General features: G+C 49.1%; 19 protein-coding genes, 1 pseudogene and 2 CRISPR repeat arrays (1 of these 22 cut by a window edge). Of the genes and pseudogenes, 5 read left to right on the top strand and 15 right to left on the bottom strand.

Going from position 1 to position 25,102, the window contains the following annotated elements:
- Nucleotides 1–234 precede the first annotated feature (234 nt).
- The 3 genes from ABNN70_RS07675 to ABNN70_RS07665 form a co-directional block, all read right to left on the bottom strand.
- On the bottom strand, nt 235–963 hold the full coding sequence (locus ABNN70_RS07675) for a hypothetical protein (RefSeq protein ID WP_353947438.1): 729 nt from the start codon (nt 961–963) through the stop codon (nt 235–237).
- Between the two features lie 121 nt (nt 964–1,084).
- Complete coding sequence (locus ABNN70_RS07670; RefSeq protein WP_353947437.1) at nt 1,085–1,861, bottom strand: flagellar motor protein MotB; 777 nt, start codon at nt 1,859–1,861, stop codon at nt 1,085–1,087.
- Nucleotides 1,854–2,684 carry a flagellar motor protein gene (locus ABNN70_RS07665; RefSeq protein WP_353947436.1) on the bottom strand — a complete coding sequence of 277 codons (831 nt, stop codon included), beginning with the start codon at nt 2,682–2,684 and terminating at the stop codon, nt 1,854–1,856. The genes ABNN70_RS07670 and ABNN70_RS07665 overlap by 8 nt, the downstream gene beginning before the upstream one ends.
- 473 nt (nt 2,685–3,157) lie before the next feature.
- On the opposite strand from ABNN70_RS07665, the gene ABNN70_RS07660 reads away from it, so the two are divergent.
- A complete protein-coding gene (locus ABNN70_RS07660; RefSeq protein ID WP_353947435.1) occupies nt 3,158–4,888 on the top strand; it encodes an HD domain-containing phosphohydrolase in 1,731 nt (576 codons plus the stop codon).
- Between the two features lie 473 nt (nt 4,889–5,361).
- Here ABNN70_RS07660 and ABNN70_RS07655 read toward each other — a convergent pair whose 3' ends face one another.
- Both ABNN70_RS07655 and lacD read right to left on the bottom strand, forming a co-directional pair.
- Nucleotides 5,362–6,273, bottom strand: a complete 912-nt coding sequence (locus tag ABNN70_RS07655; RefSeq protein WP_129928814.1) for an LCP family protein — start codon at nt 6,271–6,273, stop codon at nt 5,362–5,364.
- Nucleotides 6,274–6,480: 207 nt separating this feature from the next.
- Nucleotides 6,481–7,488, bottom strand: coding sequence for a tagatose-bisphosphate aldolase (gene lacD, locus ABNN70_RS07650; protein WP_353947434.1), 1,008 nt, complete (start codon nt 7,486–7,488; stop codon nt 6,481–6,483).
- Nucleotides 7,489–7,732: 244 nt separating this feature from the next.
- On the opposite strand from lacD, the gene ABNN70_RS07645 reads away from it, so the two are divergent.
- Complete coding sequence (locus ABNN70_RS07645) at nt 7,733–7,909, top strand: hypothetical protein (RefSeq protein WP_165364236.1); 177 nt, start codon at nt 7,733–7,735, stop codon at nt 7,907–7,909.
- Nucleotides 7,910–7,988: 79 nt separating this feature from the next.
- Here the strand turns inward: ABNN70_RS07645 and ABNN70_RS07640 are convergent.
- Both ABNN70_RS07640 and ABNN70_RS07635 read right to left on the bottom strand, forming a co-directional pair.
- Nucleotides 7,989–9,194 (bottom strand): annotated as a pseudogene (locus ABNN70_RS07640) (Nramp family divalent metal transporter); the annotation flags it as partial.
- Between the two features lie 305 nt (nt 9,195–9,499).
- Nucleotides 9,500–10,528: a transporter gene (locus ABNN70_RS07635; RefSeq protein ID WP_353949352.1), complete on the bottom strand. Its 1,029-nt coding sequence runs from the start codon at nt 10,526–10,528 to the stop codon at nt 9,500–9,502.
- A 344-nt stretch (nt 10,529–10,872) separates the two neighbouring features.
- Between ABNN70_RS07635 and rsgA the strand changes: the two genes are divergently transcribed.
- Nucleotides 10,873–11,937 (top strand): ribosome small subunit-dependent GTPase A, encoded by a 1,065-nt coding sequence (gene rsgA / locus ABNN70_RS07630; RefSeq protein ID WP_353949351.1) that lies wholly within the window; start codon nt 10,873–10,875, stop codon nt 11,935–11,937.
- A 70-nt stretch (nt 11,938–12,007) separates the two neighbouring features.
- Here the strand turns inward: rsgA and ABNN70_RS07625 are convergent, their stop codons facing one another.
- On the bottom strand, nt 12,008–12,106 hold the full coding sequence (locus tag ABNN70_RS07625; protein ID WP_129928852.1) for a YjcZ family sporulation protein: 99 nt from the start codon (nt 12,104–12,106) through the stop codon (nt 12,008–12,010).
- A gap of 150 nt (nt 12,107–12,256) precedes the next feature.
- Here ABNN70_RS07625 and ABNN70_RS07620 point away from each other — a divergent pair, with 150 nt between their 5' ends.
- Nucleotides 12,257–13,489, top strand: coding sequence for an aminopeptidase (locus ABNN70_RS07620; protein WP_353949350.1), 1,233 nt, complete (start codon nt 12,257–12,259; stop codon nt 13,487–13,489).
- A gap of 100 nt (nt 13,490–13,589) precedes the next feature.
- On the opposite strand, the gene ABNN70_RS07615 is transcribed toward ABNN70_RS07620, so the two are convergent.
- From ABNN70_RS07615 to ABNN70_RS07595, 5 genes are all read right to left on the bottom strand, one after another.
- Nucleotides 13,590–15,737: a methyl-accepting chemotaxis protein gene (locus tag ABNN70_RS07615; protein WP_353949349.1), complete on the bottom strand. Its 2,148-nt coding sequence runs from the start codon at nt 15,735–15,737 to the stop codon at nt 13,590–13,592.
- 31 nt (nt 15,738–15,768) lie between these two features.
- Nucleotides 15,769–17,058 carry a methyl-accepting chemotaxis protein gene (locus ABNN70_RS07610; protein ID WP_353949348.1) on the bottom strand — a complete coding sequence of 430 codons (1,290 nt, stop codon included), beginning with the start codon at nt 17,056–17,058 and terminating at the stop codon, nt 15,769–15,771.
- Nucleotides 17,059–17,149: 91 nt separating this feature from the next.
- Nucleotides 17,150–17,683, bottom strand: a complete 534-nt coding sequence (locus tag ABNN70_RS07605; protein ID WP_129928822.1) for a VanZ family protein — start codon at nt 17,681–17,683, stop codon at nt 17,150–17,152.
- A 388-nt stretch (nt 17,684–18,071) separates the two neighbouring features.
- Nucleotides 18,072–19,403: a D-serine ammonia-lyase gene (locus tag ABNN70_RS07600; RefSeq protein ID WP_353949347.1), complete on the bottom strand. Its 1,332-nt coding sequence runs from the start codon at nt 19,401–19,403 to the stop codon at nt 18,072–18,074.
- A 25-nt stretch (nt 19,404–19,428) separates the two neighbouring features.
- On the bottom strand, nt 19,429–20,610 hold the full coding sequence (locus tag ABNN70_RS07595) for an aminotransferase class I/II-fold pyridoxal phosphate-dependent enzyme (protein ID WP_129928824.1): 1,182 nt from the start codon (nt 20,608–20,610) through the stop codon (nt 19,429–19,431).
- Between the two features lie 844 nt (nt 20,611–21,454).
- On the opposite strand from ABNN70_RS07595, the gene ABNN70_RS07590 reads away from it, so the two are divergent.
- Nucleotides 21,455–21,835: an OsmC family protein gene (locus ABNN70_RS07590; RefSeq protein WP_353949346.1), complete on the top strand. Its 381-nt coding sequence runs from the start codon at nt 21,455–21,457 to the stop codon at nt 21,833–21,835.
- A gap of 268 nt (nt 21,836–22,103) precedes the next feature.
- A CRISPR array of direct repeats spans nt 22,104–22,335; the repeat unit is 33 nt; unit sequence ATTTCAATCCACGCACCTATGTAAGGTGCGACA.
- A gap of 204 nt (nt 22,336–22,539) precedes the next feature.
- Here the strand turns inward: ABNN70_RS07590 and ABNN70_RS07585 are convergent.
- Both ABNN70_RS07585 and ABNN70_RS07580 read right to left on the bottom strand, forming a co-directional pair.
- Nucleotides 22,540–23,244 (bottom strand): IS3 family transposase, encoded by a 705-nt coding sequence (locus tag ABNN70_RS07585; RefSeq protein WP_353949404.1) that lies wholly within the window; start codon nt 23,242–23,244, stop codon nt 22,540–22,542.
- Nucleotides 23,245–23,415: 171 nt separating this feature from the next.
- Nucleotides 23,416–23,694, bottom strand: coding sequence for a transposase (locus ABNN70_RS07580; protein ID WP_353949345.1), 279 nt, complete (start codon nt 23,692–23,694; stop codon nt 23,416–23,418).
- 99 nt (nt 23,695–23,793) lie between these two features.
- Nucleotides 23,794–25,102: a CRISPR direct-repeat array (repeat unit 32 nt; unit sequence ATTTCAATCCACGCACCTATGTAAGGTGCGAC); it runs 2,866 nt beyond the window's last position.

The raw sequence follows: 25,102 nt of genomic DNA, 5'->3' as shown, positions 1-25,102 counted from the left end.
GTTTTTATCCCGCATTAACGGGCAGTAAGATCCCCACCTTAAAGCATGAGGATAAATGAACTTGTACGGGTGGGGATCACTGCCCATAAAAGCCCGATGGGTTCAACGAACAACCCGTGGAGGGATGAAGTACACCCCCACGGGCTGAAGTTTCACTTTATTTCTGATCTTTATTTTTTTCTAAACCCCATGCATCACTTATGTAATCCAGCCAGACCTGCCGTCCCTGACTGTTCATCGTATGACCATCCGAGGCGACCAGTTTCTCCGGTCGTCCCCCTTCGCCCATTTTGACAGGTAATCCAGCTCAGGGATTTTCTGATCTTCGATATACGATTTCAGTCCATCGATTCGATCATTCATGTAATCAGCATTCGCTGAATAATTAGGCAGAGAGACATAGAAGGCGACATCAGGATAACTGATACGGATTTTTTCTTCAAACAGTCCGGTGACTGTTTCCGTATCACTTGTACTGACCTGATGATCGTCATTATAAAGTAACGGTGTAAAAATAACCGCGTCCGGTTTGCCGTTCAGGTTTTTAAACAGGTCATTAAGTTTCTTCTCGTTAAGTGCTAGAGAGGTTGACGTGCCCAGATCAACAGGCGTCACCTTAAAAAACAGCTCGCCAAAAGTCTGGTCCAGACGCTGCTGAAGAAGCGGGGCAAGCGCCTGGGTACTGTCTGCCCCAACCATAGCAACGCGAACCTGACTCTCTTCTTTCTGTGCCCGGTTTGCTGCTTTTTCAAGCGCTCCGGGCAGGGCTTTTATTTTCGCTTTCAGATCTTTTCCCGATGCATTGGCCGGATCAGCATCATTTTTCGATTCAGCCGCCGCAGCATGAGCACTTCCCGGCCGGAAACCTGGTCGATTTGATGATTCCAGTATGCTCTGCCGGCCAGTATGGTAATAATGCATAAAATAAGAACAAGGATCACCCAGATTTTCTTCACATGTCACACCCTCATCAGTAGTTCAGTCCAAAATTAAAGAAATCATCTTATAATCAGCTTATCGACAGTGACTGAAAAAAGCAATATGTTTACGGCAAATTCCGCCATTTTAATTAGCAAATTTTGCTTCAATTTGTCTTTTCTTCCCTGATCACAACGATATTTACGCGCCGGTTCATTGCTTTATGTTCCGGTGTGTCATTCTTAACGACAGGCCGATACTCCCCGTAGCCGACAAAGTGAAACCGGGCCGGATTCAGTTTGTCATTTTTGATTAAGAAATTCATCACACGCTGAGCACGGACACCTGAAAGTTCCCAGTTGGAATGGATGTATGACCGACTGCCCCTGTAAGGTGTGTTATCCGTATGCCCCTCAATACTGATTTCATTGGGTACCTCACTGAGAATGCCCCCGATTTTTTTCAGTACAGGCGCAGCATTGGGCTTAAGATCGGCACTGCTCAGATCAAAAAGAATCTGTTCGCGGAAGGTCATTTGCACACCACGCGGCGTCTCCACCAGAGAAACGTCAGAATTAAGATGACTTTCATTGATATATTTACTCAGTTGTACATACAGTGCATCCAGCTGCCTGGCATCCTGCTTTTTTTCATCTTCGGTAGGCGACTTCTTCTCTTTTACAATCGGGATATCCGGCGTCTTCTGACTTTTGTCGGTGCCCGGATAGCCCATACCCTCAAGAATGGAATCCCCCTGAAATGACGAGCGCAGAGAACTCACAAGTGCGTTGAATCGCTGATTTTCAATCGTACTCATGGAAAACATGACAATAAAGAAGACAAGCAGCAGCGTAATGAGATCCGAATAAGTAATCAGCCATCTGCCCGACTTATCAGGTGTATCAACTTTTTTGATTCGACGGCGTTTCCGTTTATTACTCATGACTTCCTGCCCCTTGATAGTTTGCCTGACCGGCTGCTTCCGACCCGCTGATCACTTCTTCGGCCGCGGCACGCTCATCGATACTTAGGAAGGCAAACAGTTTCTGACGAAGAATCATCGTATTCTCACCATACTGAATGGATAAAATTCCCTCAGCTTTAATCTGGCGGATCAGAACATCCTGGGCGAGGTTTGCCTTGATTTTATTGAAAATAGGCAGGAAAATCACATTGGCTCCGGCAACGCCGTAAAGTGTCGCAATAAAGGCAACCGCAATAGAAGGTCCAAGATCTGTCGGACTGGTCAGGTTGCCCAGTACATGAACCAGGCCCATGACTGTCCCGATAATCCCCATAGTCGGTGAAAATCCTCCTGCTTCTTCAAAGATTCTCCCGATTGACAGAATCTTCTGCTCGTATAGTTCAATATCACGGTTCAGGATATCGTCAATAACATCCGAATCCACCCCGTCTACAACCATCTGGATGCCACCGGACATAAAGGGGTCATCCCTATATTTCTCCTGCTCACTTTCCAGAGCAAGCAGCCCTTCCCGCCGGGATATATTCGCCAGCTCCATCAGTCGGGCAATCACTTCACCCGGTTTTTCTTTTGGCCGGGCAAAGGCATACCTGAGAATAAAAGGTAATTTGGCAAGTGTTGCTCCGGGAAAACTGACAATCACCGCACCGATCGTCCCGCCAAAAACAATCAGAAGCGCAGTGACCTGGAAAAGAGCCCCCAGTGTCCCGCCTTCCAGCATGAATCCAAGCAGTAACGACAGTATTCCTGTAAGCAGGCCAATTACCGTTGCAGCAGCCATAATCTTCATCCTTCCGTTTTAACCCTGTACCTTTATTATCGACCGGTCTCGACAAAAGTTGAAGGAAGGCTCTGATATAGACCTTTTGGCCTGTTTTTTCTGATCGAAGCAGGTCTTTTTTCCTGTTTTTAAGTAAAAGGCTTCCTTTCTCACCGTTCCTGATCCCCTTTTTCATGCTCCCGCGCAATAAGGGGACAGAATATTATTTTTATCTACTTCCCTTTTATCCGGTCTCCTGATAAAATGAACCGTGTAATTTGTTCTCATTTGGCATAATATGTTGTGGGAGCGGAAGGAACACCTGCCGGACGGCAAGTCGCAGGCGCCGCCGGAGGCTTCGTTTTTCTTAGCCCATTTTCCGCGAAAAATAAATTCTTTGTTAAAGTCAAAGCAAAGACAGGAACCAACTCCTTATCTCCGGCAGGGCCGGAATGCTTTTAAATTGCTGAAATTCAGCCGGGAGTGAACAAACCTTGCCGAAAGCAGTCACACTTGACCAACTGACTGGAGAATGCCTGCTTGCAAAAGATATATACATAAATTCAGTTGTCCTTTACCGTGCCGGGACCTGCATCACATCAGAAGTAGCCGCGGATCTTGAGCGCAAACGGATTCATGAAATATCAGTCATGGATCAGCCGGTTCCTGTTTACGGAGGACGCAGCCATCAGCAGCTGTCAGCTCATCAGAAACGGGCGCTGACGGACCGGTTTCAGAATGACATGGCACAGATCGCCAATGAATTACGTTATGGACGTATCCTCCATTCAGAATCCTCCTACCAGTGGCTTCTGACGATGTATGTCCATGAATTTGCCGAGCCTGCCGTTCGTCTTCTGATGGACAGCCTCAAACAATGGGATCCCGCCACATACATTCACTCCATCGATGTATTCGTGCTTTGCAGTCTGTACAGCAGGCACTGTTCCGGCCTACCATCAAAGGACTTTATTCTGGGCAGCCTTTTGCATGATATAGGCAAGCTTTATACGCCGAAATCGATTCTTCTGAAAAAGGGGAAGCTGACGGAGCGCGAATATGCAAAGGTCAAAGAACACACCGTCAAAGGATATCAGCTTCTGAAGCGGCTTGGATTTCCGCGGGAGACGCTGAGAATTGTCCGTTCACATCACGAACGGCTGACCGGATCAGGCTATCCGGATCACCTGGACCTGACAGCACAGGATAAAGATTTGAATCTCATTGCGATGACCGATGTCTACTCGGCTCTGACCATGAAACGTTCTTACCGGAAACCGATGAGTGCCATCATGGCGCTTCAGATCATTCTGTCAGACAGTGTCAACCGCCGGCTGTTCGATCTCCAGGATTGTTACCGTTTGATTAATTTTCTCCATATCTTCCCTCCGGCAACTCAGGTTCGGCTGACGAACGGAGAAGCAGGCACCGTGCTGCCCAACCCGAACGGCTCCGATATTCTGCCGAAAATTAAACTGGATCGGAACCAGAAAGTGATTCAGCTTCCAAGAGATCTCTCCATAACCGTGAAAAAAGTGATTGGCTGGGACAGCAGTGTCACCGACTCCCTGCTCAGACAGAACTGGGAGAACTATTTAAAGAATCTTATCGAGGGCGATCCGCTTAAAGCCGCAGAATGCTTCGAGTCTCTGTCGGACGGCATGCGGATTGAAGATATATTTACCAGATTGCTGGAACGCGGGGAAAAGGAAATCCGCTCCGATGTGGCCAGGAAACGCCTCCGGCCGTCAGACGCCCTTGTTGCATCCGCGACAACGCAGACTCTGCTTGACTGGAACATGCGGAAAATCGCCGGAGACTTAAAAACACATATGGGAAAAGTGATTGTCGCAAACCTTGGATCCAGTGAGATATGGGGACAGATGAAAATGGTTGATAACCTGCTGGCGATCAACGGATGGAAAACGTATCTTCTGGCCGGGAACGCCGATGCATCCATCATTTTTGATCTCATTGAACGCAAGAAGGCCCGATACCTTGCCCTGGGCCTGACTGAACAAACTCAGGAATACATGCTGAAGCGGATCCTGAACCGCCTCCGACGGGATTACCCGGACCTGATTCTTTTCATTCACGGAAAAGGAACGGTTAAGGCGGACCTGCCCCGGGGATCCATTCTGCGGAGCAGGGATCTCGCGGAGTTCATCACGAACATGAGAAGCTGCTTCCCCGAAGCCCGGACTGCCAGGCAGTCACCACGGTAAAATGAAGAAAAAACTACCGTCTGGCAAGTCGCCGGCACGCCGGAGACCTCGTTTTTCTGATCCTTATCGCTGCCCGGTGGCTTTTTAAAAGAAGTTCCGCTTCATTTAGTGAAAAGAATAAAGGCGAGCCTCAATAGACGGAGGAATTCCACTTATTGCCCCCAAAAATGAAAATGGGGGATTTTTCATTGGCTAATCGGAAATTCTCCGCTTATGATACTCTGAAACCCGTTCGATTCTGCATTTAAGCGGAGCATTTCCGCTTATTAAGCAGAAAATAACGATCCTGTCGTTCATCTGATTCGTGCGGCTGGTGAGGTGGTCGAGCAATACATGAAAAAGCCTTCTCGGGCTAAATGGAGGGCCTTCATCCCCTGCCTGAGGGCACGAGATTTCGGCCGAAAATGTTCATTAAAATAAAATTAAAACGTGAATGATGCGGATCATCCGCTCACTCACGTTTTTTTAATATTTCAGTTTCCCAGCTGTTCACTGATCATATCATGTACACGCTGCTTCTCAGCGCTGCCGACTACCAGGTAATAGATCCCGTTAATCTTCTGACTCTGCCCTTTAACTTCATAATCAATCGTGTGCTCTCTGGCATCTCTGTAATTCAGGGCAATATTTTTCATATCATCATAGGTCAGATTGGTTTTGACATTACTTCCCAGTGCGTCAAGAATATTTGTAAACCGGGAAATGGAGGACACGCTGGCCATTTTATTGACAATCGCCATAATCACATCACGCTGACGCTGATTACGCCCGAAGTCACCCTGCGGATCCAGGTGGCGCATCCTGACATAGCCCATTGCCTTGGCACCGGTATCCAGCGTGATATTACCCCGCGCATAATGATACCCTTTTTGATAATAGCCTTCGTCATGCCAGTCCAGTTTGTTGTTGACCGTGACGCCGCCAACAGCATCGACCAGATCACTCATGCCTTCCATGTTGATTTTAATATAAAAATCAAAGGGAATATCTCCTGTGAAATTCTGGACCGAATCCTGGGCCATTTTGACGCCACCATAAGCATAGGCGGCGTTGATTTTATCCATTGTCCCTCTGCCGACCATCTCAGTCCGCGTATCACGCGGGATCGAAATCATCTGCATCGTCTTCGTATTTGGATTCAGTGTCATCCCGATAATGGTATCGGAACGGCCGCGATCTCCCTTACGCTCGTCCACTCCGAGAAGCAGCAGATTGATCGGTTTTTTATCGGTTACCGCGGCATGATTTCCATTACCGCCTTCTGTTTCATACATGTCGCCTGCCGCGCTCTTAACCGAGTTCAGCACATGCCAGACGTAACCCGCACCTGCCGCAAACAGGACGACGATAATACATCCAATCGTCAGAAATATTTTCTTTTTCATATGTTCTACCCTTTTCTTCAGTATGGTTATTTAATCGTGCTGTTACAGCACGAACGGATCGGGTAACAAAATCATTCGGGATAAACTGTCCCTGTTGACTGAAAAATAATATTCGCCGGCATTTGACAAAACAGGGGGTAATCAGAGCAAAAAAAATGACCCGACAGAGTTCCCCCTCGGATCACTTTTCCCTCAACGGAATGATAATCAGTCGACAACTTCGATCTTGTCTTTGCCGCCGTATTTTTCATACCATGGCGTTGCACTCTTAGCGAGAATGGCGTTGAGTTCTTCAACGTTCTTTTTGCCTTGAGTCTTCAGCCAGTCATTGGCACCCTTTTCTCCGTTTTTGCCATAAGCTGCAACACCTTCACGCCATGTTGCACGGCCGCAGAGTACACCATTATATTTCGATCCGGCATCATGAGCGAATACCAGAGTCTTCTGGAACAGGTCCGTAGAAACACCGGCACTCAGCCAGATGTAAGGAAGCGTTGTTTCCTTGTCCACTTCACGGAAATACTTCCCGGCTTCATCCTTAGAATAAACCGGTTCGTTGTCGCCGACACCTTCAACGCGGCTCATATCAACAGGAACTTCGAGCTTCAGAACGTCAATGCCATAACGGGGCTGAGTAAAGGTCTTGATCGATTCAAGCACCTTATGAGGTTTAACCTTGGCATATTCAGCCTTGTCCGAAATTTTTTCATCATATGTGACGATTTCGAAGAACAGCGGAATGTCTTCGGCCTTGCATTCAGAGCCGACACGTTCTACAAATGCCTTCTTCACATCGTTAATGGTATCCGGTTCATCCGGATCGTAGTATACAAGCAGCTTAACCGCGTCGCCGCCGTTTTCCTTGATCCGTTTAACCGACCAGTTCGGGAGCAGGTCAGGGATACGTCCGGGTTCCGTAGCGTCATATCCGGTCTTTTCATAAGAAGTCAAGAGGCCGCAATTTGCGTCGCGCTTCTTGCCGGCAGGAAGACCATATTCCGGATCAAGCAGAATCGCGCTGGTATATTTTGTCAGTTCTTCTGATACCAGTGATTTAAAATCTGAAAGTTCCTGATCTGTTGCGTCTTTGCCCTGAGCAGCGCCGATCATTCTTTTCAGAGAACCACGCTGATCAATAGCGAGGGCAGCAATAACGCCATCGTTGTTGGACAGCTTTTCAAGGAACTGGAACTTACCTTTTTGCAGTTTAACCATTATTTAATTCCTCCACAGCTAAAATTTGGGCGCAAAAATTCCCATCTTATTCAATCAGCCGGTATAACTGTAACGCCGGCCGCGTTCTCTCACAATTTTCATTTTACGTCATTATCCTTCATAAAGTCAATTTGACAAATTCAATAATCCTGTGAACAATTACCGGCTTTCCTGTTTTTTCATCACATAGATTGCCTCACAGAAGCTGAAAATATAGAAGAATTTTTCAGAGGAGGTGAAAAATATGGCACAGATGAACGGCAACATTATTCCTGTTCTCGCCGCATGTGGCGCAGGCGCTGCTGCATTTATGTGGCTGAGAAGCCGGCAGAACAGTTTACCTGATATGGTCAACAAGCCGATGCAGCAAATGGGAAAAACAGCTCAGCAGATCGCAGGAAACCTGACCCCTCAGCGATAACGATCATACGTGCAAAGCCCTCCCTTCTTGATCCGGAATGGAGGGCTTTGTTCTGCCGTTTTCACCATTTTTCCCCTGATTATTGTCCGGTAACCGTCCGGAACAGTAAAAACATGTTCAGACAAACAACCACTGCCGTAATTCCCCAGGCGGTAATCGTCGTCAGCCGTCGATTGACAAGCGAACCCATAATTCTTTTTTTACTTGTAAAAAGGACCAGAGGGATAATCGCCAGCGCGATGCCGAAAGATAAAACGACCTGACTCATTACCAGGGCCTGTGTCGCATTGGCACCTGAAATAATCAGGATCAGCGGCGGCAGCATCGAAAAGATCCGCCTGATAAACACGGGAATCCGTTTTCGAATAAAGCCCTGCATCATGATGTCCCCGGCCAGCGTCCCGACTGAAGAGCTGGAGAGCCCTGCTGACAGCAGCCCTATACCGAACAGAAACGCTGCTGTGGGGCCGATATACTGATCAAAACCATGGAAAGCAACGGTCAGATCAGAAATGACTTCTTTTCCAAAAAATGTCGATGCGGATACGGTCAGCATAATCGCATTAATGATTCCCGCAATAATCATCGCAATGAGAATATCAACAAGTTCAAAACGGAAAATCTTTTTCCTTTCTCCCGGTGTCCGGCCAATAACCCGTCTGCACGTCAGACCTGAGTGCATATAAATGGCGTGGGGCATAACCGTCGCCCCCAGGATTCCGGCAGCAAGCAAAACACTGTCCGTTCCCTGAAACTGCGGGATAAAACCATGCATCAGCGGCTCAAATGCCGGCAATGAGAATAAAATTTCAAAGCTGAACGCGATCACGACAATAAAGACCATCGAGGCGATCACCATTTCCAGCGGCCGGTACCCTTTGACCTGAAAAGTGAGAATAGCAAGAGCACAAATTGCCGTCAGAATGGCCGCCGGAATCATCGGCAGACCAAATACAAGATGAAACCCGAGGGCGGCGCCGATAAATTCTGCAAGGTCAGTCGCCATGACCATGACTTCGCCCTGTATCCAGTAAAAAATGGAGACCCCTTTCGGCCACTCATTCCGTATCGTTTCCGGCAGGTTGTGTGAAGTCGCTATGCCCAGCTTGGCTGACAGCATCTGAATCAGAATCGCCATCAGATTGGAAATAACGACAACCCACAGTAACATATAACCGAACTGCGACCCGGCCTGAATATTGGTCGCATAATTCCCCGGGTCGATATAGGCAACCGCGGCAATGAATGCCGGCCCGATAAACGGCAGCAGCTGCCGCCAGCCTTTCTTGCTCCCGACAGCCCCTTTGAAGGACTGAGCAGGCGGCTCACTTTTTCTTTTGCGACCCTTTTGGGGAACCGCCCCGGCGGCAAAAACATCTCCTGCAGCTATCTGCCGGGATGTTCGATCATCCTGTCGATCGGACATTTAACCATCCCCCTATTCACTTAGCGAATATTTGTTTCCCAAAGGAAACTCATGTCCTAAATTCAACATACGACATTTAGCTTCAAAATGCAAGACAAAGAAAAGATTTTTCATGATAAATTTATGTGTCATTTTTTCCTGTATCTTTTTGGACGATCAGAAAATCAGGGAGTTTTCTCCGGCAGACGAATGAGGCCGAAGTAAAGAAAAACAGCGGCGCAGAGGGCGGCATAAAGAGGATAAAGGGTTGCGATCAGCGAACTGTAGCCGGCCTGCCCGATCAGAAGTGCACCCGCAGTCAGACTCAGGAGGGCCCTCCCCGGAGTGAATACGGCCGGAAAGAGGCTCTCTAGCTGGCGGGCAAGGCCAAAAAGATTACCCGTGAATGTCGTCAGAATTTCACCAAAAATGACAGCAACAAAAACAAGATGCAGCGCCGGACCAAACGGGCGGATCAGCTCAGCTACCGGCATGTCAAACAGGGTAACACCCGTGTTCCCGAGAATCAGGAAGTGTTCAAGTAAAATCAGACCGGTCAGTCCCGCCCCGCCGAGCAGACAGCCGGCGCCGAGCACCTTCTCATCCCGGATTTCCTGAGCCAGCGGAACCAGCACAACTAGCGCCGTCAGCATATTAAAGGCGGCATAACCGACACCGGAAAGCACCCAGTCGGCCTGCGGGGTCAGCTGCCCGCTGCCGGCGCACGGACTGCCGATGAAAAAGACAAGCAACATAAAACCGGCCATCACCGGAACAACGAGCGTATTCATCCAGAGCAGGCCGCGTACCCCTTTCAGTAAGAAGAAAAGACCCGTCAGAATCGTGAGTGCAACCCCGACGTGGCGGCTCCAGCCCAGCTGTTCCTGAAAAACAGCCCCCGCTCCCGCGAGCATCACTCCGGTCATTCCAAATATGATGAAAAAAAGCAGCGTCTCAATCAATGTACCAAACCGCATGCCCAAAAGATGCGTGATCAGCTCATTGAACGACCAGGCTTCAATCCTCCTTGCATAAAGCATCATCTTCGTTCCGATCCAGGTCATCAGAATCCCGCTGACGATCACTCCCGCCGTCCCGGCCGGGCCATACTGGGAAAAAAACTGAATGATTTCCCGTCCGGAGGCAAAACCCGCCCCGACAATCGTTCCTATATAAGTTGCGGCGATCTGCAGCGTGCCTGTCACCCTTTTCATCCTCTGTCTCCTCCCGGCCTGTCCTGCTGACCTTTTCATCTTATGCGTGCAGCGTCCCACTCATGATTCTCTCTTTACACGGCAAACGCTGTCCGCTATACTTATTTTGAAAGAATCAGCAGGAGAAAGGGGACATGTATTATGGCCGTTATCAGAAGAAAGACCTCAGACAAGCTTATTGCGTTGACCGGCCTGTCCCCTTCTGTCATGTCTTCATGTTGTTTTTGACTGACGGGGGCAGCCGGATAAGTATACAGGGCTGCTGTCGGATAAAGTGACGAATCAGGCTGTGTGTAACAGCCTTTTTTTATGCCCGAAAATCAAAAACGATGGAGGACGAACACATGACATTAGCTGATTATGGATGGAATCAGACGCTCAGAACCCGGGCGGCAGGAGATCTTGCATCTGGATTATCTGCCGCACGTGTGATTTCTGAATATAAGGGACAATACAGGATTGTCACAGAAAGCGGATTTTTCCCGGCGGAAATTACCGGCCGAATGCGCCATCTGGCTGCGGGGCGCAGGGATTTTCCTGCCGTCGGCGACTGGATCACAGCAGATGTGCGCCCATCAGACGGCCGGGCAACGATTCACCGCATCCTGCCCCGCATGAGTAAATTTTCCAGAAATATCGCCGGAGAGACGACCGAAGAGCAGATCGTCGCCGCAAACATGAATACGGTTTTCCTTGTCATGGCGCTGAACCATGACTTTAATCTCCGCCGGCTGGAGCGCTATCTGACGATGGCCTGGGAAAGCGGGGCAAACCCGGTAATCCTCTTAAGCAAAGCCGATCTCTGTCCGGACGTCGCGCAGAAAATTTCCGAAGTGGAAGAGGTCGCCATCGGGGTACCGATCTTTCCGGTCAGTGCCCTGCAAAACCAGGGAAGAGAGCAGCTCGATCCGTATCTGGGCAAGGGACAGACCGTTGTTTTTCTCGGCTCGTCAGGTGCCGGAAAATCGACCCTGGTCAACTGGCTCTGCGGAGAAGTAAGGCAAAGCGTTCAGGAGGTACGTGCGGATGACGACCGCGGGCGTCACACGACGACCAGCCGTGAACTGATCCTCCTGCCTTCCGGAGGGGTGGTGATCGATACACCCGGGATGCGTGAACTGCAGCTCTGGAACGCCTCGGACGAATCGGTCGGTCACAGCTTTGCGGATATTGAAGAACTCGCCTCCCGCTGCCGGTTCCGCGACTGCACCCACACCCATGAGCCGGGCTGCGCTGTTCGTCGTGCCCTTGACGATGGACGGCTGGATCAGGCGCGATACACCAGTTACCTCAAGCTGCAGCGGGAGCTTGCCCACGTGAGACGGAAGACGGACAGACAGGCAATGCTTCAGGAAAAGGCACGCTGGAAGAAGCTAAGCAAGACGATGAGAAAACAAAACCATCATTAAAAGAAAAGAGAGGAACGCGGCTATGGCGTTTCTCTCTTTTCATCATGATTCACATGCTTTTCCAGCCTGATCAGTAAACCCAGGTGGCTCCGATGATGATCAATAGAATAAAGAGGACCACCAGCAGTGCGAACCCCGAATTTTTACCATATCCTTCAACAGCACCCATGTCCGCCGTCACCTCCGTCATGTATTCCGTATCATTCTATGCAGGGCGCCTGATTCGGTCCTTATTTTCAAAGAAATTGCCCGGCAGAAACGCGCTTCGCAAACCGGCGTGATAAAATGGAAATCAATAGAGTGAACAGGAGGCTTTTTCATGAAAAATTTTGATAATCTGCTTGATCGGTATGCAGATATTACCGTCCGTATCGGCCTGAACGTTCAGAAAGGTCAGGACGTCGTCATTTTCGCTCCGATTGAATCGCCCGGCTTTGTCCGCAAGACCGTCCGGAAGGCTTATGAGGCGGGAGCAGAAAATGTGTACGTCGACTGGACGGATGATCAGATCACGCGGATCCGTTTCGAAAAAGCGCCTGATCGGACGTTCGACACTTTCCCGTCCTGGCGTGCCCGTTCCTTTGAGGAACGGGCAGACCGCGATGCGGCATTCCTCTATATCTATGCACCGAATCCTGAACTGCTGAAAGGGATTGATCCCGGCAGAGTCACCCGATCTCAGAAAGCATCGGTCACAGCCAATAAAAAGTTCTCCGATGACCGGCTCAATGCCCGGGTCAGCTGGACCATCGTTTCTGTCCCAACTGCCGGCTGGTCGGCGAAAATCTTTCCGAAACTCGGAGAAGCGGAACGGATTGAAGCCCTGTGGAAACAGATCTTCACCATCACACGCGCGGACCGGGAAGATCCTGTAGCCGCATGGCAGGACCACATCCATACACTGACGGAAAAGCTGGATTATTTTAACGAGAAACGGTTTAAAAAACTGTATTATAAAGCCCCGGGCACCGATCTGGAAATTGAACTGCCGGAAGGGCACCTCTGGGTCGGCGGCGGCATGACGACGACGAAAGGGATCCGTTTCCAGCCAAACATGCCGACCGAAGAGATCTACACCATGCCACTGAAAACAGGGGTCAACGGAACAGTCTCCAGCACTAAACCGCTGAATTTCGGAGGTCATCTGATTGAACGGTTTTCAATCACATTCAAAGAGGGCCGGATTATCGACTTTCAGGCAGAACAGGGCTACGAGACACTGAAAAAAATCATCGATACCGACGAAGGGTCACACTACCTGGGCGAAGTGTCGCTTGTCCCGCACCGTTCGCCGATCTCGGAGACGAATCTGATTTTCTACAACACCCTGTTTGATGAAAATGCTTCCTGCCATCTGGCCATCGGCACCTGTCTACCCTTCAATTACCGTGGCGGGCAGGAGATGAGTGAGGAAGAGCTTGCGGCAAAAGGTGCCAACTTCAGCCTGACTCATGTTGATTTTATGGTGGGATCAGCCAAACTTGATATTGACGGAGAATCGCAGGACGGAAAACGGGTGCCTCTGTTCCGAAAAGGGAACTGGGCGATTTAAGCTGCGGGGGCTCGTCTTTTTCGCTCCAATCCACACGAAGCATGAATAGAGCTAAAAACGCCGGGGATACTTTCTCCCCGGCGTTTTCTCCTCTTTGGAATTATATTTTAAAGTGCCTGATCGCGTCTTCCATCCGCTGTGCCTGCTGACCAAGACCGGTAGCCAGTTTGCTCAGCTCTTCCATCGAAGCCGTCTGCTGCTCAACTGAAGCGCTGACTTCTTCCGTACTTGCCGCCGTTTCCTCACTGGTCGAAGCAATCGTCTGCGTTCCCTGACTGATCTCTTCAATATTGTCCTGCGTCTTGCGGATGGCATCCGTTATCCGCCTGATGCCGGAAACATTCTTCGCCACTGTGGCTTCAATCTGGTCAAAGGCATGGCTCGTATCGCTTACAGCAGTCCCCTGATCTCGAATCAGACCGCTCGTCTCTTCACACAGACTGACGGCCTGCGCCATGCCTTCCGTCATCATCCGGACGGTTGCCGTCACTTCCTTCAGCGACTGACCGGTCTGTCCGGCAAGCTTGCGGATTTCACTGGCCACAACAGCAAAACCTCTGCCATTTTCACCGGCATGCGCCGCCTCAATACTCGCATTCAGAGACAGCAGATTGGTCCGTCTGGCGATACTGTCCAGCACATCGATGATCTTACTGATTTCTTTTGCATGTTTCTGCAAATCCGTAACCGCCGCAATAATCTGCCCGGTCGTCCTGGTGGACGCGTCAGACTGCTTAGACAGGTGCTTCATCTGCCTGCTTCCGCCTTTTGACGTGGCATCCATCTCATTTGCGCCGTGGAGCACTTCCCGGCTCTCCTGATCCATACGTTTAACCTGCTTAACCAGCGAATCCAGTGAAGACTGACTGTGATCAAGTGCTGATGCCTGACTCGTGGCCCCGGTCGCAATCTGGGTGACGGTCGCACTGATTTCATTTGAGGAAGCCGTATTTTCTTCCACGCTCGCCACAAGCGTCTGCGCCGCCCCGGACAACTCTCTGGCCACTTCAGAGAGTTTTCTGAATACCTCCCTGTTAACGGCAGCCATCTTATTGATACTTCCGGTCAGTTTCTCAATCTCATCCGATCCCTTTACAGGCAGCGAGACAGTCAGATCCCCTTCCTCGATCCGTTTTGCCGCCTCCTGCAGATGACCCAGGCGACCGGTGACCTGTCTGACCAGTACACTGGATATCAGGACGACGGCCAGAATAATCAGAATGACCGTTATCGCTGACGGCAGAGCGATGACATTCGCCTGATTAGAGATTTCACTTTTATCGATAACACCCGCTAATGTCCATCCGGTTGTTTTGTTTGTCTGAAAGCAGAGCAGTTTCTGCTGTCCGCCGATTTTTGTGTAAAACTGGCCGCTTGTTCCCATTTTTTTCATTTGATCAAATACGGACTGATCCAGCCTTCCGGATCCCGTCCGCTCTTTACCGGGTGATGCAATGTACTTCCCCGAACGGTCGAGAAGCACAGCATAACCCGTCTGTCCAAAACGGGCATGCTTCACCTGATTGACAATCGAGAGGATGAACAGATCCAGTTTCACCACACCTCTGACTTCTCCATGGTTCATTACCGCCTGGCTGACACTGACCACATTCTGCTTCGTCACGGTATCTTCATAAGGATTAGTCCAGACTGATTTACCCTCACCGCGGATGCCGGACTGATACCATGCTTCCTTTGTCGGGTCATAGCCTTCGGGGAAAAAATAGAGCGGTGAGCGAATCACTTCTTTATTCGCCGATCCGAAAGTCAGTGCCTGATATTTATCATTCGAACTCAGGACATTCTGGAATGCATCATGAATCTGTTCCTCATTTTGTGACACATCGTTCAGCATCTTGTTAATCGCGAACTGACGGACAACGGATTGTGCATCCGCGAAATACGTCTCAAAATTGGTATTTGTCGACTGCAGCTGAGCCGCCGTGGAACGGATCAGTGCCTGAGTGGTCATTCTCGCCCCGATAAAATAACTGACGATGCCGCCGGCAAGGCCGATGATCACAACCAGCGTGATCATCGGGACCAGCAGCTGACCCCGTATGGACCGGGACTGAAGGCTGCGCAGCGGCAACTTTTTCTTCAGACCCCGTGTCATTCTGTTTTTGATCACGGCAAAACGACCTGAGCGCTTATCAGAAGATGGATGTGCTCCGGCCGCCGGCTTACTGTCCCCTTCCCGGGTGGCATCTTTTCTGTCCTTTCCCATACTCTGTTTCACCTGTTTCATATGTATTCTTCTGCCGGTTGTTCCGGATCCCTCATGAATAAGTATAACGGGATACAGCCCGGCGCAAATCTTCAGCGTTCTTTTCCAGATCCGTAGCCAGCGTCGACAGTTGTTCCATTCCGGCCGTCTGTTCTTCGATTGAAGCCGTCACTTCCTCGGTGCCGGAAGCCGTCTGCTCACTGATCTCTGAGACGCCGTCTATGTTCTGTTTCATTTGCCGGATCCGCTGAATCATTTCATGGATGGCGCCAACGATTTCTTCAATCCGTGCATTGTTTTCCGATACGGCTTTTGCCGTCTGTCCGGCTTCGTTTTCAAAATCGGCAACCACACCAAACTGTTCTTCAAGCACTTTACTGGTATTTCCGGCAAAAGCGACCGTATCCGCCGTATCTTTCTGAATCCCGGTCATTAATTCCGATACCTCTTTAAGGGCACGGTCAGTCTGCTCAGAAAGCTTGTGCACTTCATCGGCAACGACAGCGAAACCCTTCCCCTGCTCACCGGCACGTGCGGCTTCAATTGCGGCATTCAGTGCCAGGAGATTCGTCTGTCCGGCGATATCTGAGATCGTCTCGATGATCGAACCGACATTTTTCGAACGCCCTTCAAGCGAACGGATCGCTGAAATTATATCTGCTGTTGCGCCGATGGTTCGCTCGGAATGCTTGCGCAGCGCCGCAACAGACTTTTTATTATGATCCGATGCTTCAAGCAGGACTGCAGCGCCCTTTTTCAATTGATCGGTATGCTGCCCGATGTCCCCTGTATAACGTTCCAGTTCTTCAGCTGCCTGGCCTGTTTTACTCATCAGTTCCGCCTGGTTGGACGCGCCGGATGCAATTTCAGACATCGCAGATCCGATTTCACCGGCCGATGCCGTATGCTCTTCGCTGTTCGAGACGAGCGTCTGCGAAGCATCACCGACTTTTTCCGCGACCTGGTGAATATGGGCAAGCATCTTCTGATGACCGGTGAGCATCCTGTTGACGAGATCGCCCAGCTCCTCCAGTTCATCGCTGCCCTTCAGCGAAGCACGGACGCGCAAATCGCCTGCCTCCGCAGCTTCCACTGTCTGTTTCAGCTGATGAATCCTTTGATTATAAAAACGGAAAACCAGACGGAGCACCAGAGCGCTTGCAACCAGCGTCAGAACAAGCAGTACAGCAGCCTCAGGTACTTTGTCATACCTCCCAAACAAAAAAAATATCAGGGCAAGCCCCGTAAACGCAGCCAGAAGCAGGATTAGGAGGATCACCTGCCTGACATGCTTTTTCTCTGACCGGGTGTTCACTGCATGATTCGGCTTTTCAGAAGACATATTTCCGATCACCCTTTCCCATTCAGGCCGACTCATCAACCCTCTCAATCTCGTTATCGGCATCTTTTTCGAAAATCTTTATTTTATCAGGCTAATGGTTTCCGAGATGCGGATTCCTCTGATATCCGCTCCCGGTATACAGCAGTCTGAAATAGATATCCAGCAAAAAAACGGCAATCATAGCCAGCACCATCCCCGCCAGATCAAAAGTAAACGCATCAACGAAATGGCCGGTTCTTCCCGGGATAAAGGTCTGGTGCCATTCATCAAACATGGCATAGCACAGGGCTACGGCCGGGCCGCACAGGTAAGAGAGCAGACGCGGCATAACCGTCGTCATCAGCATATTAATCAGCATAAATGTAAGCAGGGCATATTCTGCGACATGGCTCGCCTTACGTACGGCGAATTCAAAAAAGGCATAGGGATTATTTGTCGTGACCAGCACCCCGTCATACATAAAGTCAATATGCGGGAAGGTCTCCGCCGTCCATTCAAAATGTGCCTTTAAAAAAGGCTGTAAATTCTGTTCTGAGTAAGGCATAGACGAGCCTCTGTAAATACTTGCGATGATTAGAGCGGAGAGAATCAACCAGAACAGGAAAGCTCTTCTGTTTTTTAACATCAATGACACCCTCCTCTGAAGGTCTGCAGTGCCCTGAAAGAGTCCGGCCCTGCAAATGGATTTATCCCGCATGAACGGGCGGTAAGATCTCCACCTCAAAGTTATGAGGGGAAACGAACATACCCAGGCGGGGCTGCCCGATGGGGTCAACGAACAATCAGTGGGGGATGAAGAGAACCCCCACTGATTGAAGTCTCACTTTATTTCTCAATTATAGCGCAAAAAGAAGAGAGATTTGTAGTTTTTTTTCATCGGTACGTCTTCGTGAACTTTCTCTGAAACTTTTTTCCCCGATCCTGCAGGTTCAGACCGGACCAGGAACACGGAGCAGCGGTTGTAAGGCTAAAGGAAAGGGGACCCTCTCAGACTGAAAGGGTCCCCGCAAGCGTTAAACCTGTTGATAATAAGTCTTCCATTCTTCCGGCGGCACCATGCCGCCTCCGGTCGCCCAGAATAAATGCATGGCCTGATCTGTTTTCCCCGTCAGGCGATGATCCGACAAATACTTTTGTCCGGCTTTCGTTCCAAACAGCAGCTCCGGACCGATCAGACCGGCCGCAGCTGAAGGCTCAATCCGGTGCCCTTCTGTATCCCAAAGGCTCTTCAGGTATTGAAACAGACGCCGGTCGTCAATAGTCATGCACCCGGATATCAGGTGTCCGGCCGCTTTACCGACGAGTGCCGACGGTTTCGGTACCGCCAGTCCGTCCGCCGCGGTCTGGTTATCCAGACCGAAATCTTTTACATTCACCTGATCATCAAGCCCCGTCATCAGCCCAAGTAAAAAGCACGGCGCGTGCGTCGGCTCGACGAAAAAGGCGTGAACATGCGTGCCGAACGCCTGCTTTAGTCCGAAGGTGACGCCTCCCGGTCCGCCGCCGACACCGCAGGGCAGATAAACAAAAAGCGGGTGATGCGCATCCACCTTTATCCCGGCGGCATCAAACTGCTTTTTCAGGCGCATGCCGGCCGTCGCATAACCGGCAAAGAGATCCTTTGAGTTCTCGTCATCGATAAAATGGCCGTACGGATCAGACAGCGCCTTTTTCCTGCCTTCGCGGATTGCAACACTGTAATCGTCCGGATATTCCCTGACCATCGCGCCCTTCTCCCGCAGCAGATCCTTCTTCCACTGCCGGGCGTCATGTGACATATGGACCGTGGTCCGAAATCCGAGCTTTGACCCGACGATACCGATGCTGAGGCCCAGATTGCCTGTTGAGCCGACAGCAAGCGCGTATTTCGAAAAAAAGCGGCGGAAATCCGGATGTGCCAGTTTCGCATAATCATCTGTTTCGGACAAAAGACCGGCACGGACCGCCAGCTGTTCAGCCGTCTTTAAGACTTCATAAATCCCGCCACGCGCCTTGATCGATCCCGACACCGGCAGTTCACTGTCCGCCTTCATCATCAGGCGCCCGGGTATCCGGATACCTGATGACGCCTCCAGCCAGTCTCGCATCTTCGGCACAGGGTAAAAGGGCGATTCAATCAGTCCGTGCGCGGCCCGCGTCTCCGGAAAAACGGTTTTCAGATACGGCGCGAACCGGCGCAGCCGTGCTTCCGCTTCCGTTACATCGGACGCCGTCACAACACCTTTTCCGGTTCCGCCATACCGCGGATTGAGCCATAAGATCTCCTTTTTATCTATTACGGGCTGAAGATCCGGGAGTTCCCTCAGCCACTGCGCCAGACTTTTTCCGGCTATTTTCTCCGCCATCGGCCAGCCTCCTCAGGGCGTCGTATCACAATCCGGCCTGTTTAAATGCCTGTTTCAGGTCGGCGATCAGATCCTCTGCATTTTCCAGGCCGACACTGAATCTGAGAAATCCATGTTCTCTGAAAATCTCAGGGTAATAGTCTTTCCGTTCATCATCCGGTCCGATGTAAACAATCAGGCTCTCATCATGACCGAGTGACACGGCAGAAATGATCAGTTTCAGTGAATTGACAAATTTATTATTGGTCTCAACATCTGCATCTAGTCCAAACGACATCATACCGGAGTACAGGCTCATCTGCCGCTTCGCCAGTTCATGCTGCGGATGGCTCTTCAACCCGGGATAACGGACAAAAGTCACCGCCGGATACGATTCGAGAAATTCAGCCACCTTCTGCGCCGTCTCACTGTGCTGCTTCATCCGAAGCGGAAGCGTGACCACACCACGCATAATCAGCCAGGCGTTGAACGGGCTGATCGCCCCACCGAGATTGACCATTGCCTGGGCCTTAATCTGGTCGATCAGTTCTTTCCGCCCGATCACGGCACCGCCCATCGCGTCACCGTGCCCGTTAATGTATTTCGTCAGACTGTGAATGACCAGATCAGCACCCAGATCAAGCGGATGCTGCAGATACGGCGAAGCAAACGTACTGTCCACGGAAAGAAGGGCACCCGCTTTTTTCGCGATTTTCGCAATCGCTGCAATGTCACTGATCCGCGTCGTCGGATTGCCCGGGGTCTCCAGATGGATCAGTTTCGTATTTGGCCGGACCGCAGCACGGATCTGATCCAGATCGGACGTATCGACAAGCGACACCTCCACCCCATACTTATCCGGGTAATATTCATTTAAAAGCCGGTATACAGCAATATAGGAAACATCTGTGCAGATGACATGCGAGTTTTTATCAAGAAAAGTGAAGAACACACCGGCCAGTGCCGCTACACCGCTGGCCAGGACGACGCAATCTTCCCCGCCTTCGATCGAAGCCAGACGCTCCTGCAGATAAATTTGATTCGCCGATGTCGTCCGTGTATATATCAGATTATTCGGATCACTCCAGTTGATCGTTGAGGCATCATCCGGCAGTCTGTAACTGTTTGCCATCGTAATCGGACGCCGGATCGCCCCCGTCTCTTTATCAATTCCGTTTCCCACATGCACGCAGCGTGTCAGAAATCCCTGACTGTTATCGTCTGCCATTTTTCTTCCCCCTCAGCTTCAAATTTTCTATGTATTCTTCATTGTTATTAATTTTATGATAAGCCGCACTTTTCCAGCCGTCAATCCAATTCACAGTATTTATATCATATTTATAAAATTTAATGAAAAAAAGGGTCGACCGACATCGCCGGCGACAGACATCAGAGGTTTCGTTTTTCTGAACCTTTTTCCGCAAAAGTTGATTCTCATAAAAAAAACACCGCCGGATCCGTTTCCTGATCGAACCCGGCGGTGTTTCAGATGTCCGCATCATCAAACGCTTCAATTTCTGTTATGCCAGTCCGCCCAGAGAATTCTGCAATTGCGGCAGGTCTCCTGCAGAGCATGAACAACCGACTCCTGCCTGCGGTTGCTGCGATATATATTCAAAAACAGGCGAGACATCCGTAAGCGCTTCTCCCATTTTTTCATGGAAGCCATCATTCCTTTGTTGTAAAAACTTTCCCCTGTATTATAAGCAAAACAGGGATCATGTGACAAACAGCATAGCCTTCTGCAGAAGGATTATACATTTGTTTCAGTCAGGGACTGATTGCTAGACTGTTGTCCATCGATGCATGAATTAAAACATGGTGACCATTATCGAGCCTGCCGAATAACGGATGGTCTAATTGGTGTACTGATCAGATTACCTTCCGGAAACATGATCAGTAAAAAGGGAAGCGCGACTGACGATCGTCATAATAATGCTGATGTGAATCAACAGGTCGTGTATGTTCCAGCTGATCACCATTCAGCAGGTATGACACCCGTACAATTCTTTTTCATTCTCACCTAACCGGAGATGCTTTATAATAGGAAGTTAATAGGAGGAACCTTTATTATGACACTTGTCTCTGACTCGAAAGGTCTGACTTTTAATAGTTCACATGGAAATCTGAAGATCAATACGGAAGGTGATTTCACCCCGGGCGACTTGCTGGTTACATCCGTCGCTGGCTGCAGCGGACTTGTCTTCAAAAAAATTCTGGCCAACCGTGGCATCAGCTATGATGAGCTGAGAGTTGACACCACACACAAACGGGCGGACGAAAAACCCCGTCGGTTTACACAGATCACCATTCATATGACACTTAAAGGTCATGGGCTTGATGAAAAGCTGATCCAACGCCTGTTCACACACGTCTATCCCAACTGCACTATTGCCCAGTCTGTCAAAGGTGCCATTGACGTTGAGGAAGAGCTGGAGATTGTGGAGGATTAATGGTTTTGTCATATCGACAATCATTAATAAGCAGGGAAACCGTGTGCCAATAACAAAATTTACGACGAAGTCAGGCATTTCCAATCGATATTACTATCGGAATAGAAATGTGATTGTATTTCAAAGATATATAAAACATGATTGAAGATTTACTGCAAAGTTTAATCGGGATGCGTTGTAATAATACTTTTGAGCGTTGGGACTTCTGTAATCTGAACGAAGTGGAATATTATTATTATGTATCTGTCTCCTGATCGCCAATTTCATCCATTCAATCCACGCACCTATGTAAGGTGCGACGTTCACGCATCAAAGCTGTTGTTTTATCCGTGGAATTTCAATCCACACACCTATGTAAGGTGCGACAATGATATTTTATCATGCACATGTGAAATAAACAATTTCAATCCACGCACCTATGTAAGGTGCGACACGGGCAGTTTGTATCAGACTTGCTTCAGCAAACTATTTCAATCCACGCACCTATGTAAGGTGCGACATCCCTTGGATGTAAGTCAATATATTGGACACAAAAAAGTTTAGATTGAGAGCTTGTTGCATCATTTTGAGCTTGATCGCTTGACATGGAGCCTCTACGGGCGATGTTTTTTGGCGTAGAGCGAAAGGGTAAATCTCTTTCGCCTGGCGAGATAGCCTACATCGCTCGCCTCTCCATGTCAAGCGGTGCTCGTGCGGCATGTTGATCAGGCCGTCTTCAAAAACTTGTCTTCTGCTTCCTGAGGCGTCAGATAATCGAGAGAGCTATGTATTCTAGCCCTGTTGTACCAGCCTTCAATGTATTGAAAGAGAGCACGTCTTGCTTCATCGAAATCTTTATAGGTCGTCTGATGAATTTCCTCTTTCTTCAAGGTCGCATGAAAAGATTCAATGCAAGCGTTATCGTACGGGCAGCCTTTTTTACTGAAGGAATGGACGATTTGTTTCTCTTGATTCGCTTTCTCAAATTCATGACTTGTATACTGGGAGCCAAGATCCGTATGCAGGATCAGACCAGGTTCAGGATTTTGATTGACACAAGAGTTATCTAAAGCCCGCAGGGCGAGCTCCGTGGTCATGCTCCGTGAAAAAGAATAACCGACAATTTTTCGTGTACACAAGTCCATGACTGAGGCCAGGTAGCACCAGCCCTCTTTGATTGTGTGAATATAAGTGATATCAGCCACCCATTTTTGGTTGATTTTTGTGGCTGTAAAATCTTGAGCCAGTACATTTTTTCTGTTCTCAACTGGTCCCTGGTTCGATTGCGGACGATACTTTTTCACAATGATGGAACGCAGATTGGCTCGTCTCATCAACCGCTGCACGCGTTTGAGGCTGACCCTGAAGCCTTCTTTTCTCAAGCCGTTTCTGAATCTTGGGAGCTCCGTATATTCGTTTACTTTCTGTATAAAGGGCCTGAATGCGCTGCATCAACTCTCGATTCTCACGGGCCAGGCTGGACTCACAGGCACTTTTAGCCTGATAATAAGTACTTCGCGGCATGTCCAGCACTTGGCATACCGTTTTTATAGGATGTTTTTGTTGCAGGCGATCAATCAAAACACACATCTCAGCTGAAGTTACTTTTTTGCGAATATGGCCATAGCTTTTTTTAATATTTCATTTTCCTCCTGAATGCGTCGTATCTCTTTCTGAAGCTTCAGGTAATCCTCAGGAGTGAAGGATTTCCCATCTTCTAAAGGAATGGGATTCAGTTTCTTAATCCATTTATAAATCGTCGTTTCCGATACGCCATATTCGCTGCTGAGATCTTTGACCGGAGTGCCTGCCTGGTAGAGCTCCACAATCATCTGCCGAAATTCTTTATTGAATTTTTTGGTCGTCTTTCCGCTGTCCATACGGGACACACCCTTTCGTTAATTCTTAGTTTAACTAAAATGTGTCCGTAAGACTATCCTAACATCACCTCTTTCGATATTGTTTAAGTGGTCCTCGTTATTTCAATCCACGCACCTATGTAAGGTGCGACGTACAGCGTTTCGGATCCACGTCACGTCAGACAAATTTCAATCCACGCACCTATGTAAGGTGCGACTTGGATTTTTCTGAGGCTAGATCAATCTGTTTAATTTCAATCCACGCACCTATGTAAGGTGCGACTCCAAGTTTTTTATGGACGTACGATCACAGCCATTATTTCAATCCACGCACCTATGTAAGGTGCGACCGGGAAACAATTAATCAATACTTGAGATCGTCTGATTTCAATCCACGCACCTATGTAAGGTGCGACACAAAGAAACGTGCTGAGTGGCTGGATAGATATTTATTTCAATCCACGCACCTATGTAAGGTGCGACGACTGCCCACCGGACGATCATCAATCATTGTATTATTTCAATCCACGCACCTATGTAAGGTGCGACTGAAGATAATGACTTCTTTAGCAAGTTTGGTGGTATTTCAATCCACGCACCTATGTAAGGTGCGACCTTAATTTCTCTGCTGTAATATCCTTTCCGATAAAATTTCAATCCACGCACCTATGTAAGGTGCGACGTTTGCCTGCTATCTCATATTAAATGGAGCAGAGATTTCAATCCACGCACCTATGTAAGGTGCGACCGTTCGTTTCGATGACATAGGCCTGATCCAGTGAATTTCAATCCACGCACCTATGTAAGGTGCGACTGTCCACGCCATAGTCACGAGCACCTGGAAGTCCTGATTTCAATCCACGCACCTATGTAAGGTGCGACTCCGATCAGCTTACCAATTGCCCGCGCTTTTGGTCATTTCAATCCACGCACCTATGTAAGGTGCGACGTTGCTGGCTTGTGGTTTTAAAAGATGTGCATAGCTATTTCAATCCACGCACCTATGTAAGGTGCGACGCCTACGGCATTCTGATTAACGACTTTGTTTATCGCATTTCAATCCACGCACCTATGTAAGGTGCGACCCGGATCCGCACCGCTGTACATAAAGCCTTTGGTGAATTTCAATCCACGCACCTATGTAAGGTGCGACTAAAAGGGACACAGACAAGCGTCTCGGGAAAATGATTTCAATCCACGCACCTATGTAAGGTGCGACTAGCATCCCTGATACAACACTTGGAAGAGATGTTTTTGAATTTCAATCCACGCACCTATGTAAGGTGCGACTTTAATCAATATCTGAGGGCAACTCTGTTTAATATTTCAATCCACGCACCTATGTAAGGTGCGACTTTGCCCAAGCTCCCATCTACTAACAGTTTGCTTTATTTCAATCCACGCACCTATGTAAGGTGCGACGCCGCTT

The sequence above is a fragment of the Sporolactobacillus sp. Y61 genome (assembly GCF_040529185.1).
Lineage (GTDB): Bacteria > Bacillota > Bacilli > Bacillales > Sporolactobacillaceae > Sporolactobacillus.
This window is presented reverse-complemented; position numbering and strand designations above follow the sequence as displayed.

What these genes read in the sequence shown, in the direction of transcription:
- ABNN70_RS07635 (WP_353949352.1), bottom strand. Translation starts at nt 10,528, where the DNA reads ATGAAAAGGGTGACAGGCACGCTGCAGATCGCCGCAACTTATATAGGA.
- ABNN70_RS07600 (WP_353949347.1), bottom strand. Translation starts at nt 19,403, where the DNA reads ATGGCGGAGAAAATAGCCGGAAAAAGTCTGGCGCAGTGGCTGAGGGAA.
- ABNN70_RS07665 (WP_353947436.1), bottom strand. Translation starts at nt 2,684, where the DNA reads ATGGCTGCTGCAACGGTAATTGGCCTGCTTACAGGAATACTGTCGTTA.
- ABNN70_RS07615 (WP_353949349.1), bottom strand. Translation starts at nt 15,737, where the DNA reads ATGAAACAGGTGAAACAGAGTATGGGAAAGGACAGAAAAGATGCCACC.
- ABNN70_RS07610 (WP_353949348.1), bottom strand. Translation starts at nt 17,058, where the DNA reads ATGTCTTCTGAAAAGCCGAATCATGCAGTGAACACCCGGTCAGAGAAA.
- lacD (WP_353947434.1), bottom strand. Translation starts at nt 7,488, where the DNA reads ATGGTTAAACTGCAAAAAGGTAAGTTCCAGTTCCTTGAAAAGCTGTCC.
- ABNN70_RS07670 (WP_353947437.1), bottom strand. Translation starts at nt 1,861, where the DNA reads ATGAGTAATAAACGGAAACGCCGTCGAATCAAAAAAGTTGATACACCT.
- ABNN70_RS07595 (WP_129928824.1), bottom strand. Translation starts at nt 20,610, where the DNA reads ATGGCAGACGATAACAGTCAGGGATTTCTGACACGCTGCGTGCATGTG.
- ABNN70_RS07590 (WP_353949346.1), top strand. Translation starts at nt 21,455, where the DNA reads ATGACACTTGTCTCTGACTCGAAAGGTCTGACTTTTAATAGTTCACAT.
- ABNN70_RS07580 (WP_353949345.1), bottom strand. Translation starts at nt 23,694, where the DNA reads ATGGACAGCGGAAAGACGACCAAAAAATTCAATAAAGAATTTCGGCAG.
- ABNN70_RS07655 (WP_129928814.1), bottom strand. Translation starts at nt 6,273, where the DNA reads ATGAAAAAGAAAATATTTCTGACGATTGGATGTATTATCGTCGTCCTG.
- ABNN70_RS07620 (WP_353949350.1), top strand. Translation starts at nt 12,257, where the DNA reads ATGAAAAATTTTGATAATCTGCTTGATCGGTATGCAGATATTACCGTC.
- rsgA (WP_353949351.1), top strand. Translation starts at nt 10,873, where the DNA reads ATGACATTAGCTGATTATGGATGGAATCAGACGCTCAGAACCCGGGCG.
- ABNN70_RS07605 (WP_129928822.1), bottom strand. Translation starts at nt 17,683, where the DNA reads ATGTTAAAAAACAGAAGAGCTTTCCTGTTCTGGTTGATTCTCTCCGCT.
- ABNN70_RS07645 (WP_165364236.1), top strand. Translation starts at nt 7,733, where the DNA reads ATGGCACAGATGAACGGCAACATTATTCCTGTTCTCGCCGCATGTGGC.
- ABNN70_RS07625 (WP_129928852.1), bottom strand. Translation starts at nt 12,106, where the DNA reads ATGGGTGCTGTTGAAGGATATGGTAAAAATTCGGGGTTCGCACTGCTG.